This is a genomic window from Devosia equisanguinis (assembly GCF_900631955.1).
Classification (GTDB): Bacteria; Pseudomonadota; Alphaproteobacteria; order Rhizobiales; family Devosiaceae; genus Devosia; species Devosia equisanguinis.
Map to the genome: position 1 here is coordinate 265,871 of NZ_UZWD01000038.1, position 12,378 is coordinate 278,248.

Here is a 12,378-nt window from a genome sequence, read left to right on the forward strand (position 1 = left end):
CGCGTTTGGCTTGCGGGGCAGTGCTAAAAATCAAAACCCATCTGGTTCAGGGCGGGCTCTAGCTCAGTCTTGGGCTTTTTCGTCCTGGTTGCCGGCGGCGGCGCTGCTGGCTCCGGCCGGGCCGGCCTTGCGTTCTTTCCGGCGATCTTGGCCCCATTCCGGTTGGGAGCCGCCTTTTCCTCGCTCGCGTTGGCACCAGGCTTTTGTGGAGCGGTCGAAATCGCGACAAGCCAGCGCTCGGCACCAGCAATGCGGCCGCGCTGGAAGGCGTAGAAATTTTCTCGCCCCTTTTTCACTTCGGTGACCAGACCCGCCGCTTTCAGGACGCGCAGGTGGCGAGAGATGGCCGGGCGGCTGATTGGGAAACGCTCGGCCAATTCGTGAACGGGCACGGGCCCGTCGCGTAAGATCTCGACAATCTGGCAACGCGTCGCGTCGGCCAGTGCGGAAAAGACGTCGATCGGGGCTTTGGATTTCCTGCTCATCCCAGCGGTTAAAGTAAGCGCAGCGTTACGCGTCAAGCACTTGGCGCGAACAACAAGCTGTTGTTCACCAGGATTGTTGGGCGCGGCTTTACCGTCACCGCTTTTCGAGCGCCCCCGGCAAGGAACTGGTCATTTCTCCGCCACACGATGCGGCTAGGGAGAGTGCCATGACCATTACCAGCAAACCACAATCCTATTCCTGGTGGAGCCGCGAGCAGCGGCCGTTCACCGTCGCAGAACTCGTCGTCGACGCTGCGGTGCATATTCTGGGCCTGGTCGTGGCTGTGGCCGCGGGATCCATCCTGCTGACGCTGACCCTGCTGCACACCGCGCCAGAGGCATTTCCGGCACTGCTGGTCTATGTCAGCACCTTGATCGTCGTGCTCGGGGTGTCGCTGGCTTACAATCTCTGGCCGGTTTCGCCGATCAAACGCCATTTGGCGCGGCTCGATCAGGCTGCCATTTTCCTGTTCATTGCCGGGTCGTACACGCCATTTCTGGCTGTCATCGGCGGTACGCCGGTCGGCACCGTCATGATGAGCCTGGTTTGGGGCGCCTCCCTGGTTGGCGTGGCCCTCAAACTTATCATGCCGCAACGATTTGGGCGTCTTGCCATCGTGCTTTACCTGGCCATCGGCTGGAGCGGCGTTCTCGTCTTTCAGTCGCTGGCCACTGTGCTGCCAGCAACGACGCTGTGGCTATTGCTGGCAGGTGGCGTCACCTATTCGGCCGGCATCATCTTCCATCTCTGGGAAAAGCTGCGCTTCCAGAATGCCTTGTGGCATGTCTGCGTCGTCGCCGGCGCCAGCCTGCACCTGTGGGCGGTTATCGACTGCATGATCGTAGCGCGCATCTGACCAAGCCCGTGGAGCAAGGGCCAAGAGCGTATTTGCTCGCGAAAAGCGGTTCAGTTTGCTGGCTTGATCCGCACATGCTCGACGCGATCGCCGGGCTCAAGGCCAATTTCCTCACTACGGCCGCCCGGAATCTCCAGCACATATTGCACCGGCACCTGTGAGGGTATCGAGGTGGTGTCGTGCGGCCGCGCATTGACATGAATGGTCTTCACCAATCCATCGGCCCCAATGAAGATCATGTCGAGCGGAATGAAGGTGTTCTGCATCCAGAACGACACGGGGTGCTCAGACTGGAAGTCGAACAGCATGCCGGCGTCATCGGCCAATTCCTGCCGATACATGAGCCCACGCGCCCGCGATTCCGGCGTATCAACCACTTCGACCGTGAATGTATGATCGCCGGAAGCGGTTTTGAGGACCAGACGGCTTTCGTCGCTGCAGGCCGCCAAAGGCATGGCCACCAGGAGCGCCACCCCAGCCGCGCCCAAGGACCGCAGGAGGCGCATCCCGGCAAACGGGGATGAAGTGGAAACAGAAATGCTGCTCACGGCGGGTTTATCCTCAAGGTCGTGGTGGCTCCCAGCTAGTGCCGGTGCCGAAAATGACAGGCAGCGCAAGCGCATCGCCATCAATGCGAGGATGGCGCCTCACCCCAACCATCAGGACGAATTTCGGCGACCATAAGGCCCTTGGGGCCATTGCCGTAGCGGACCAGCACGAACTGGCCCGGGCGGAGCTCGGTAATTCCGAAGCGACGCAGCGTCTCCATATGCACGAAGATGTCCGGACTGCCTTCGCCGGCCGACAGGAAGCCGAAGCCGCGAATGCGGTTAAACCACTTCACCTCAAGCCGCACCATGCCGGAGCTGGCTTCCACCACGACATGGGTCCGCGGTGCGGGCATTTGGGAGGGGTGGCGCGCGGTGGATTCGTCCATCGAGACAATGCGGAAGGCCTGCAGCCCGCCAGGGCGGTTCAAGGCCTCGACAACGATGCGCGCACCTTCATAGGCCGTCTGATAGCCGTCGCGGCGCAGACAGGTGACATGCAGCAGTACATCGGCCATGCCATTGTCCGGCACGATGAAGCCGAAGCCCTTGCCAGCGTCGAACCACTTGATGGAGCCTGAAATCTCGATCGTATCGAGCGATTGCTGGCTGCCGGCGGCATTGCCGCTTTCATGGTGATCCGGCCCAGTCTCCATGGACAGGCTGTCGGACTCACCGCCCTCGCCGTTGATCTTGGCCCCCATTGCAACGCCTTCTCATACGCGCCCGCTGCGACCGCGGGTACTCCTCACACTCTTGAATCACTCTGGCCGATTCAGGCTCAAAAGTTAAGAAGGTCTTTCGAAATAGTTGGCACTGCATCGCCACTGCGGCGTTGCTCGCTTGGGAAAGCCTTGTTACCCCCTTCTGAACCCAGCCTAGTCGAGGAGAAAGCTATGAAATACCTGCACACCATGGTGCGGATCACCAATATCGAGGACAGCCTGCGCTTTTACCGCGACGGGCTCGGCCTCGAAGAAGTGCGCCGCTCCGAAAACGAGAAGGGCCGCTACACGCTCATCTTCCTGCGCGCCCCCGGCGACGAGGGCGGCGAAGTTGAGCTGACTTATAACTGGGACCCCGAGACCTATGGCGGAGGCCGAAATTTTGGCCACCTCGCTTACCGGGTAAAGGACATTTACGCGCTCTGCGCGCATCTGCAGGGGATGGGGGTCACCATCAACCGCCCGCCGCGCGATGGCCACATGGCCTTTGTTCGCTCTCCGGACGGAATCTCCATCGAACTGATCCAGGATGGCCGCCTCGACCCGCAGGAGCCATGGGCGTCCATGCCCAATACCGGCAGCTGGTAGGCCACGGCCGGCGCAAATTGCGTCATTAAGCAAACGCTAACCGTGCCGCTTAGCGGGCGGTTAGCGAAACAGTTCTAATTTTAGCGACCAGAACCACGGCCCATTGCCTGTTGCGCGCGCGCCACATCCGGCCTCGGGAAAGTCGCCATGCCCTCCCTGCTCCGCTCCGCCATTGCCACTCTCGCTACGGCAGCCACACTCACGGCCTGCGTGCCGATGGCCATGTTCGCCAGCGGCAGCGGCCCGTCCTATTCCGGGCTGCGCTCGGATTGGGGCACCTATGTCTCGTCCAAATCGGTGAATGCGTTTTGCCTGACGCCGAAACTGCGATTCCTGATCTGGGAATTCGAGGGGCATTTCGGGAAAAAGGTGGTGATGCAGTCGGGCTATCGCGACACGCATAACAATTCGGCCGCTGGCGGCGCCGACAATTCCTACCACATGAAGTGCATGGCGGCGGACTTCTACATCCCGGGTGTGGATAAGTCGCGGCTGATCGAATTCGCCATGCGCACCAATGGCGTAGGCGGATTGGGCTGTTACCCCGGCAGAACCTTCATTCACGTCGATGTTCGCGACCGGCCGCGCGGCTATAATCGACCGGTCACCTTCTCAGGCTGTTGAAAAAAATGATGCGAAACAACGAAATGGGTTGCGTCGCGTGAAGAGCCCAACTATACGACAGCCATCGCGCTGATGCGCCCTTCGTCTATCGGTTAGGACGGCACCCTTTCACGGTGCAGAGAGGGGTTCGATTCCCCTAGGGCGTACCACTCCTCCCGCTTTTTGGCGGTTGGAGACAAAAGCGATAGATTGTGCGCCCATCGTCTAGCGGTCAGGACGACGCCCTCTCACGGCGTAAACAGGGGTTCGATTCCCCTTGGGCGTACCAAATCAAATCCCCTACATGACCGCATTATGAACGAAATCTGAACGGTTGACCCTGTGCGATGCGCTAATGCAGCGTGGCTCTTGGGGAGTGTCATCCGACACTAAGCCAGATGACGCTCGGAGGGACGCCAATAGCGGCCCCTTTTGGACGTGGTAGTTTTGACAGGTACCTTTTGCCAATCGGATCTGGTATCGCCAAAATGAAGCCGCTTTTAGAATAGTTTTCCGACAGACATTGGAAGTGATGACTCGACATCTCCTTCTTTGCGAGCCAGCGGGGACCTGTACGCACCCAAATTGGAGCAAATGATGTTCACCGCCTATTCAAGGTTGGTTTTGCCATCGCGGCAGTACCCCAAGCTATTTTTCACTCGCCATTATCCTGAGACGCCTCAATGACTGCACCTACCATCCCAGAACTTTCCATCGTCATCCCGATGAAGGACGAGCAAGATGGGCTGGCGTCTCTTTTCTTTCGGCTTTTGCCGACGTTGAGATCACTTGGCAGGTCGTTTGAGGTGGTGTGCGTAAATGACGGTAGCCATGACAACACAGTTACGGGTCTGGTTGGACTGCAGCGAGCACATCCGGAAATTGTCATTGTCGATCTCAGTCGCAACTTCGGCAAGGAAGCAGCGCTAACTGCGGGTATTCAGCATGCCCGGGGCAACGCGGTGATTCCGTTGGATGCGGACCTACAGGACCCGCCAGAGATCATTCCGGAGATGACTGCAAAGTGGGACAGCGGTGCGGAGGTCGTGATCGCTGTACGCAGCAAGCGTGAAACGGACAGCGCGTTCAAACGCTGGACCGCCAGCGCATTCTATCGAACCATAAACCAGATGAGCGAAGTCAGCATTCCGAACAATGCTGGTGACTTCAGGTTGATGTCACGCCCCGTCGTGAACGCGTTGCTCTCATTACCTGAACGCAATCGGTTCAACAAAGGCCTCTTCGCGTGGCTCGGCTTCCGGACAGAGGTGGTCTATTATGAGCGTCCCAAACGTGAGCTGGGAACGTCCAAATGGGCCTATAGGCGGCTCTGGTCATTTGCAGTCGATGGAATCACCGCATTCAGCTCATTGCCTATCCGCATCTGGACCTATGTCGGCCTCGCCTTCGCTGCGTTCGCGCTCATTTATGGGGGAGTGATGATTTTCCGGGCTCTTATTCTGGATAACATCGATGTCCCGGGCTACGCCTCACTGATGGTGGCGATCCTGTTTTCCAGCGGTGTTATCCTTACTGGCCTAGGTGTTATCGGCGAGTACGTGTCCAGGATCTATATCGAGGTCAAGGGCCGTCCACTCTACGTGGTGAGAACCGTAATACGGGCGGAAACGTCGGCACAACGCAGATAACCTGCCAAGGTCTAGCTTGCGTCTTGGAATGCCTCTAGGCAGACGTAAACAACGTTGTCCACCCGCACGATCGAACCAGGCTTCGGAGCGGCCTGGCAAGCCACAGGGCTGGTTTCGACCGGTTGTACACTGAGGCGAAACAGCTCCCAAAAAATGAAAATTTTCGCCCAGTAATTTTCGTAGATCGATTGACCCACCGAAGCGATCGGCACCAAATCATTGTAGCTGCGACTTCCGGCCAACCTAATTTCCAGGCCTGGAGGATATGCCGCAAGGGCTCCGGACACGGCATAAGCGACAGCCAAGTCTCGCTCATAGGATCGCTGCTGCTTGGTCCAACCTACAGATGACATCATCAATCCAACGGCAAAGACGGTGCCACTCACGATCAGAGCAGCTGCGAAGATTTTGTCTTCAACCGCGGCAGGTGATTTGGTCTCATGAAGCACTACGAAGATTAGGAAAACCACGGGAAAAGCGATGAGGCTGAGCGACCGGATGGGGAAGTCAGGCTCGATAAACAGCCACCCGCCAAGGATCGGCAGAACCGCACAGGCCCCTACGGCCACGCACGCTCTCGCCGCTTCCCAATATCGCTTATTCCCGACCAGCACCTTCACGAGACACAGAGTTGCCAGAGCGAGCGCCACAACGAGCAACTTCATTGCCCAATCATAGGCTGGCGTCCAAGCCGCAAACTGCCCCGCGGAAAGAGAATAAAAATACAGCGAGAAAAGCTGCGAAGCTTTTTGCAAAAACAACGAAACACCCGCGAAAGACAATAATTCGTTCGGCACCTTCTCCGGGTGAAGGATGAAATAATACTGGGATTGCAGGCGGTAGAGCACCAGACCTACCGCAATGGTCACGAGAATTAGGCAGGCCACCTTAAAGAAGTGGCCGGCGCTTCTCATTTCTGGCTTGAACAATACAGCGCCTGCCATAACCAGACCGAACAACCCCGCCGGCTGATAGATCGCCAGGGCTGCTCCGAACAAGCCTCCTCCTAACACGCACGCCCCGACAGACAGGGTGATACGGGAACGTCTCGCCGCTACCGGGAGATAAAACGCCAGCACGCCCAAGGCAGCCGCAAAAGGGTATGCCCCAATCGCCGTCGAGAAATTGTTGCTATCCAGCCAGTAGGGATGGCTGGTTCCAACGAGAAATATCGCGCCGACCGCAAGGTTCTTCTTCGATTTGGACCAGGTGTCACAGTAGGTTTCGACCAAAAGGAAGCTGATCGCCAGGAAGGACAGGAAGGCGATTGCTATCTGCAGTGTGACACTGAACGACAATCCAAGGCCATGGCGGTAAAAAACCTCCAGCCCCCATCGCCCCAATACCCCCCAATCAGACCCTTCGGCGGCGTGCCCCCAGTCATCTATGTTATAGCCGGACGGGATCAGGTTAATCCCGTGCACCAACAAGTATGTTGCGAAACACACCCCAATCACGACAGATGTACGGGACGAACTGGCCAGAGAAAATCGCCGCATGCCTGAGCTGCCCTAAACAGTGAAATCTACCGGCGTATAGACGAAATGGGCCCGACAGGAAATAGTGACGCCGGATTCATCTGTAGGCGGCGCGATGTCGACACTTCAGAAGAGCATTTCAGCCCCTCACACCACCCGTTCCCCTGTCACCGCCATTTCCACGTGGTGGCGGCCGATGGGGAGGATTAGGGGGGTGTCGGAGATGGGGTCGAGGACGATGCGGGAGGCCATGCCGAAGACGTTGGCGACGACGGCTTCGGTCATGACGTCGGCGGGGCGGCCTTCGGCGACGATGGTGCCGGATTTCATGGCCACGATGTGATCGGCGTAGCGGCAGGCGAGGTTGAGGTCGTGCAGCACGACGACGACGGTGCGGCCGCGATTCCTGACCAGGTCGGTCAGCAGGTCGAGCACTTCGACCTGGTGGTTGATGTCGAGGAAAGTGGTGGGCTCGTCGAGCAGCAGGAGGTCCGTCTGCTGCGCCAGGGCCATGGCGATCCAGACGCGCTGGCGCTGGCCGCCGGAGAGTTCATCAACGGGACGATCGGCCAGTTCGGCGGTATCGGTCGCGGCCAGGGCCTCGGCGACGGCGGCGTCGTCCTCGGGAGTCCAGCGACGGAACCAGCCTTGATGGGGATAGCGGCCGCGGCCGACGAGATCGGCCACGACAATGGCATCGGGCGCCACCGGGGATTGCGGCAGGACGCCGAGCACGGTGGCAACGTCGCGGGTCGGCATCTGGTGGATGGGCTTGCCATCAAGATAGACGGCGCCGCGGCTGGGGGCCAGGAGGCGCGCCAGACCGCGCAGCAGGGTCGACTTTCCGCAGGCATTGGCACCGACGATCACTGTCAGCTTGCCCGGCGGCACTGTGAGGTCGAGGGCAGAGACGATCTTGCGGTCGCCATAACCCAGATCCAGCCCCGCTGCGAGCAATTGGTGAGAAAGGGTCATGAACCGCACTCCATTCAGTTGACGCGACCGGAGCGACCGGACGCCATGAGCAGCCAAAGCAGGAAGATCGCGCCAAAGGCGCCGGTGACGACGCCGACAGGCAATTGCACGGACGGCAAGGCATGCTGGGCCACCAGGTCCGAGCCGAGCATGACCACAGCGCCAACGCCAGCCGCCTGAGCAAGGCCGCGCCCTGCCCCGGCCAGCAATCGCCGTGCAATGGGGCCGGAAACGAAGGCGACGAAGCCCACGGGGCCAACGGCGGCGGTAGCAAAGGCCGCGAACCCTACGGCCACCAGCAAGAGGCCGACACGGGTCTGCTCTATATTGCCGCCCAAGCCGCGGGCGGAATCATCGCCCAGTTCCAGCGCATCGAGGCCACGCACGAAAAACAGAAGCGCGGCGATGAGCACCAGCATGGCCAGCCCGAGCACCAGCGAGTCGCTGGCGCGGGCGGCATTGAGACTGCCGACCAGCCAGGCCATGGCCTGTTGCACATCGAAAATACGGGCGCGGGTGAAAATGTAGGAAATGACGGCGCCCAGCATGGCGGCCATGCCGATGCCGATCAGGACGATGCGATAGGGGGTGATGCCATCGCGCCAGGCGAGGAAATAGATGGCCAGGGCCGTCAATACCGCGCCGGACAGCGCCCCCAGCGACACGGCCAGCCCGGACCAGCCGAGTACGATGATGCAGAATACCGCAGCGGCGCTGGCGCCGTGGGAAATCCCGATAATGTCGGGACTGGCCAAGGGGTTACGCAAAAGAGTTTGGAAAATGATTCCGGCAAGGCCGAAGGCGGCGCCGGAGAGAATGGCGAGCGCGGCGCGCGGCAGGCGCACCTGCAAGACGATGAAATCAATGCCCTTGTCGACGACGCCAGTGAGTGGCGACAGCAGGGAGCGGAGGATTTCGCCGGGGGGGGGGGGATAATCCCCGAGATAGAGCGCCAGCGTGAAAACCAGGACGATGGCGAGGACGAGCGCACCATTGACGCGGCGGCGGCGCTGGCGATTGGCATTGCGCACGCCGGCAAGACGAGAGAGGCCGAGATCGAAGCTCATAGCGAAGCTAGTTTGCGCCGGCGGACGAGCGCGATGAAGAAGGGTGCGCCGATAAAGGCGGTGACGATGCCGACCTGCACCTCGCCGGGCGGCGCGATCACCCGGCCGAGAATGTCGGCGCCCAGCAGCAGGATCGGCGCCAGCAGCATGGAATAGGGCAAAATCCAGCGATAGGTGGGACCGGTTATGGCGCGGGCGACATGGGGCACGGTCAAGCCGACAAATGCGATGGGACCAGCAGCCGCGGTGCTGGCTCCGGCCAGGACCACAGCGGCGAGCGCGGCGACGGCCCGCGACAGGCCGACCTTTTGTCCCAGCGCCCGCGCGACATCTTCGCCCATGGCCAGGCCATCGAGCATGCGCGCGGAGGCGAGCGCCAGAATGGCGCCGGCAACGAGGAAAGGCGATACCTGCAGCACGATATCCATGCTGCGCCCGGCCAGTGAGCCCACTTGCCAGAAACGCACTTCGTCCAGGGTGCGGGTACTGGTGAGGAGAATGGCGCTGATGAAGGATTGCATGACGGCGGTGGTGGCGGCGCCGGCCAGAGCCAGCTTGATGGGGGTGGCGCCTTCGCGGCCGAGCGAAGCGACGGAATAGACCACCAGCATGGCCGCAGCGGCGCCGGCAAAGGCGAACCAGACATAGGCGCTGAGTTGCGACAGGCCGAACAGGGCGACGCCGACCACGACGAAAAGCGAGGCGCCCGAATGGATGCCGAGAATGGCGGGATCGGCCAGGGGATTACGGGTGGCGCCCTGCAGCACGGCACCGGCCAGGCCCAGCGCAGCGCCGACCAGCAGCCCGGCCAGGGTGCGCGGCAGGCGCAGATCCCAGATGATGCGATGTTCGGTGGAATTGGGGTCGAACGCCACGACGGCGTTCCACATGGTCTCAAAGGCGATGGGGCGCGCGCCCACCGTCAGCGAGAGGACGACCAAGGCAAAAAGGGCGGCGGCAAGCACGCCAAGGCCCAGCATCAGCGGGGCGAGGCGCCTGTGCTGGTGCTGGGCTTCGACCATGGATCAGGGGGCGATTTCTGCGTCAGCGCCATTGATGGCGGCGGTCAGCTGGTCGAGCGCGCCGGCATAGGCGCGGTAGTTGCGGAGCCAGAAGGCGGGCCATTCAGCGACCTGGCCGGCGGCAACCGCCTTGATGGTGGTCCAGGTGGGTTGGGCTTCAGCGGTTGCCATGGTGCTGGGGGAGCGATTGTCGACGAGGACCAGGTCGGGCTGGTATTTGTCGGCGTTTTCCCAGCTCAGCGTTTCCCAATAGCCGCGACCGTCGGCGACTTCGGGATCGATGAGCTTGAGGCCCCAATTGGCGAAATCCATCAGCTCGGCGGCGCCGGCCGTGACGGCGACATAGAGCGCGTCGGAGCCCGCCCATACGGCCAGCGCCGTCAGGTCGGGCTTGGCGGCGAGGGCGGATTTGAACGCCGCAAGGGAGGTTTCGAATGCGGCCTTATCAGCGGCGATCTGCGGCTGGCCGAGATCTGCGCCCAGGCTTTGCGCCAGGGCTTCATAGTCCTCGATCAGCGTCAGGATGGAGTCGCCCTGCTTGGGGCCGGTAAGCGGCGCCAGCGGAGTGAGGGCATTGACCACATCGTTGCCGCCGCTCCAGGTGGTTTCGAGCGGCCAGAACTCGCCGATGATCAGATCGGGCTGCAGCACGGCGGCCTTTTCGATATCGACCTCGCCCCAGGCCTGGCCGATGATCTCAATGCCGGTCAGGTCCAGCCCCTGCAAGGCTTTGGCGTCGGAAATGACGCTATCGGCATAGATGCCGACGGGGCGAATACCGAGCGGGATCAGACCGGCGGCAGCGTCCTGGCTGGCAATGATGCGGTCGGGCACGGCGTCGAGCACGACTTCGACACCGTCACCCCCGACATAGCGCCATTCGGCGTGGGCGGGAACCAGAGCGACCAGAGTGGCCAGTGCGGTGACGGAGAGGAGCTTGAACATGACAAAAGCCATCCATTTTTGACGGTTTCCTAACCGCCATAATCTGATGGGTCAAGTCATGTTTTAATTACGCACGCGGCGCGGCTGCCCTGGATGGTTTGCGGATGGCAATGCGGTGGGCGGAAAGGGATGATTGGGGAGATGCCCCGGCCGAAGTTCGACCGGGACATTTGGTGTACAGGTGCTATGCCGGCCGGCGGTACTGATAGATGCCGACGTCAATCGAGCCCTCGGCAAAACCCGCCTCGCAATAGCTGAGATAATAGATCCACTTGCGCTTGAAGTGCTCGTCATAGCCGATGGGGGCAATGACCGGCCAGCGCTCGAGGAAGCGCTCGCGCCAGAGACGCAATGTGCGGGCATAGGAATGGCGGAAAGTCTCAACATTTTCGAGCACCAGGCCATAGCGCTCGCCGAAATCGTTCATCACCTGCTTGGTCAGCAGCATGCCACCGGGAAAGATGTAGCGCTGGATGAAATCCGGACCGGAGCGGTAGGCGTCGAACTCCGCCTCGTTGATGGTGATGGCCTGGATCGCAGCGGTGCCACCCGGCTTCAGCCGGTCATGCAGGGTCTGGAAATAACTCGGCCAATTGTCCTCGCCCACGGCCTCGATCATCTCAATGGAGCCGATATGGTCGAACTGGCCGGTGGTGTGGCGGTAGTCTTCAAACACCAGGGTGGCGTATTGGTCGAGGCCCTGACGCTTGAGGCGTTCAAGACCGAATTTCAGCTGCTCGGCAGACAAGGTGATGCCGCGCAGATTGGCCTTGTAGTCACGCGCCACGGTTTCGGCGAAGCCGCCCCAGCCGCAGCCGATCTCGAGCACGCTGGAGCCCGGCGTGATGCCGGCCATGTCGGCAACGCGGCGATATTTGATGCGCTGGGCTTCCTCGAGGCTCTGGTCACCCGAGGTGAAGATGGCCGAGGAATAGGTCATGGAGGGGTCGAGCCACTGGCCGTAGAAGTCGTTGCCGAGGTCATAGTGCTCGGCAATGTTCTTCTTGGAGCCCTCGAGCGTGTTGCGGCGCGACATATGGTAGTGCAGGTCCGACGCGGCGCGGTGGAAGAAGCCCTTATTGGCATTGTCGAACATGTCGCGGTTCTGCAGGAAAAAGCGGAACAGCGCGGTGAGATCATCAATGTCGATGTCGCCATTCATATAGGCCGATGCGAAGCCGACCGTGCCGCGCTGCATTGCCTCGGTGATGACCTTGAAATTGTTGAGCCGGAGCGTGGCGTGTTCGCCGCCATTGCCCTGGCCGATGGTCCTGGTGTGACCATTGGGAAAAATAACTGTCACCGAGCCATATTTCGGACTTCCGATCAGCCGGAAGCCAATCGAGTCCACGAGCCAGGACACGAAGTGGGTCCAGGCCGATGCGCCGGTTTCAGAGTGATCTACCGCCGTCTTGGTCATTAGCCGCGTCGTCCAA

General features: G+C 60.8%; 13 protein-coding genes and 2 tRNA genes. 6 read left to right on the forward strand and 9 right to left on the reverse strand.

Going from position 1 to position 12,378, the window contains the following annotated elements; translation table 11 throughout:
* Window positions 1-23 precede the first annotated feature (23 nt).
* Window positions 24-485 (reverse strand): ArsR/SmtB family transcription factor, encoded by a 462-nt coding sequence (locus tag DEVEQU_RS16190; RefSeq protein ID WP_126151623.1) that lies wholly within the window; start codon window positions 483-485, stop codon window positions 24-26.
* A 167-nt stretch (window positions 486-652) separates the two neighbouring features.
* On the opposite strand from DEVEQU_RS16190, the gene trhA reads away from it, so the two are divergent.
* Window positions 653-1,342, forward strand: coding sequence for a PAQR family membrane homeostasis protein TrhA (trhA, locus tag DEVEQU_RS16195; protein WP_126151624.1), 690 nt, complete (start codon window positions 653-655; stop codon window positions 1,340-1,342).
* Window positions 1,343-1,392: 50 nt separating this feature from the next.
* Here the strand turns inward: trhA and DEVEQU_RS16200 are convergent, their stop codons facing one another.
* The gene (locus DEVEQU_RS16200) at window positions 1,393-1,971 is read right to left on the reverse strand and encodes a DUF192 domain-containing protein (RefSeq protein WP_223214263.1); all 579 of its coding nucleotides are present in this window, start codon (window positions 1,969-1,971) and stop codon (window positions 1,393-1,395) included.
* Entirely contained in the window at window positions 1,971-2,546 is a 576-nt protein-coding gene (locus tag DEVEQU_RS16205; protein ID WP_223214272.1) for a cold-shock protein, read from the reverse strand. The genes DEVEQU_RS16200 and DEVEQU_RS16205 overlap by 1 nt, the downstream gene beginning before the upstream one ends.
* A 240-nt stretch (window positions 2,547-2,786) precedes the next feature.
* On the opposite strand from DEVEQU_RS16205, the gene DEVEQU_RS16210 reads away from it, so the two are divergent.
* The 5 genes from DEVEQU_RS16210 (at window position 2,787) to DEVEQU_RS16230 (ending at window position 5,455) form a co-directional block, all read left to right on the forward strand.
* The gene (locus tag DEVEQU_RS16210) at window positions 2,787-3,203 is read left to right on the forward strand and encodes a VOC family protein (RefSeq protein WP_126151626.1); all 417 of its coding nucleotides are present in this window, start codon (window positions 2,787-2,789) and stop codon (window positions 3,201-3,203) included.
* A gap of 147 nt (window positions 3,204-3,350) precedes the next feature.
* Entirely contained in the window at window positions 3,351-3,827 is a 477-nt protein-coding gene (locus DEVEQU_RS16215; RefSeq protein ID WP_126151627.1) for a YcbK family protein, read from the forward strand.
* Between the two features lie 74 nt (window positions 3,828-3,901).
* Window positions 3,902-3,976, forward strand: a tRNA-Glu gene (locus tag DEVEQU_RS16220).
* 44 nt (window positions 3,977-4,020) lie between these two features.
* Window positions 4,021-4,095: transfer RNA gene (locus tag DEVEQU_RS16225), tRNA-Glu, on the forward strand.
* 394 nt (window positions 4,096-4,489) lie between these two features.
* Entirely contained in the window at window positions 4,490-5,455 is a 966-nt protein-coding gene (locus DEVEQU_RS16230) for a glycosyltransferase family 2 protein (protein ID WP_126151628.1), read from the forward strand.
* Window positions 5,456-5,466: 11 nt separating this feature from the next.
* Here the strand turns inward: DEVEQU_RS16230 and DEVEQU_RS16235 are convergent, their stop codons facing one another.
* The 6 genes from DEVEQU_RS16235 to DEVEQU_RS16260 form a co-directional block, all read right to left on the reverse strand.
* Window positions 5,467-6,954: a hypothetical protein gene (locus DEVEQU_RS16235; protein ID WP_126151629.1), complete on the reverse strand. Its 1,488-nt coding sequence runs from the start codon at window positions 6,952-6,954 to the stop codon at window positions 5,467-5,469.
* A 126-nt stretch (window positions 6,955-7,080) separates the two neighbouring features.
* Window positions 7,081-7,908, reverse strand: coding sequence for an ABC transporter ATP-binding protein (locus DEVEQU_RS16240; protein WP_126151630.1), 828 nt, complete (start codon window positions 7,906-7,908; stop codon window positions 7,081-7,083).
* Between the two features lie 14 nt (window positions 7,909-7,922).
* Complete coding sequence (locus tag DEVEQU_RS16245; protein WP_126151631.1) at window positions 7,923-8,975, reverse strand: FecCD family ABC transporter permease; 1,053 nt, start codon at window positions 8,973-8,975, stop codon at window positions 7,923-7,925.
* Window positions 8,972-9,997 carry a FecCD family ABC transporter permease gene (locus tag DEVEQU_RS16250; RefSeq protein ID WP_126151632.1) on the reverse strand — a complete coding sequence of 342 codons (1,026 nt, stop codon included), beginning with the start codon at window positions 9,995-9,997 and terminating at the stop codon, window positions 8,972-8,974. The genes DEVEQU_RS16245 and DEVEQU_RS16250 overlap by 4 nt, the downstream gene beginning before the upstream one ends.
* Window positions 9,998-10,000: 3 nt before the next feature.
* Window positions 10,001-10,942 carry an ABC transporter substrate-binding protein gene (locus tag DEVEQU_RS16255; protein WP_164550449.1) on the reverse strand — a complete coding sequence of 314 codons (942 nt, stop codon included), beginning with the start codon at window positions 10,940-10,942 and terminating at the stop codon, window positions 10,001-10,003.
* 184 nt (window positions 10,943-11,126) lie between these two features.
* Complete coding sequence (locus DEVEQU_RS16260; protein WP_126151634.1) at window positions 11,127-12,362, reverse strand: SAM-dependent methyltransferase; 1,236 nt, start codon at window positions 12,360-12,362, stop codon at window positions 11,127-11,129.
* Window positions 12,363-12,378 lie beyond the last annotated feature (16 nt).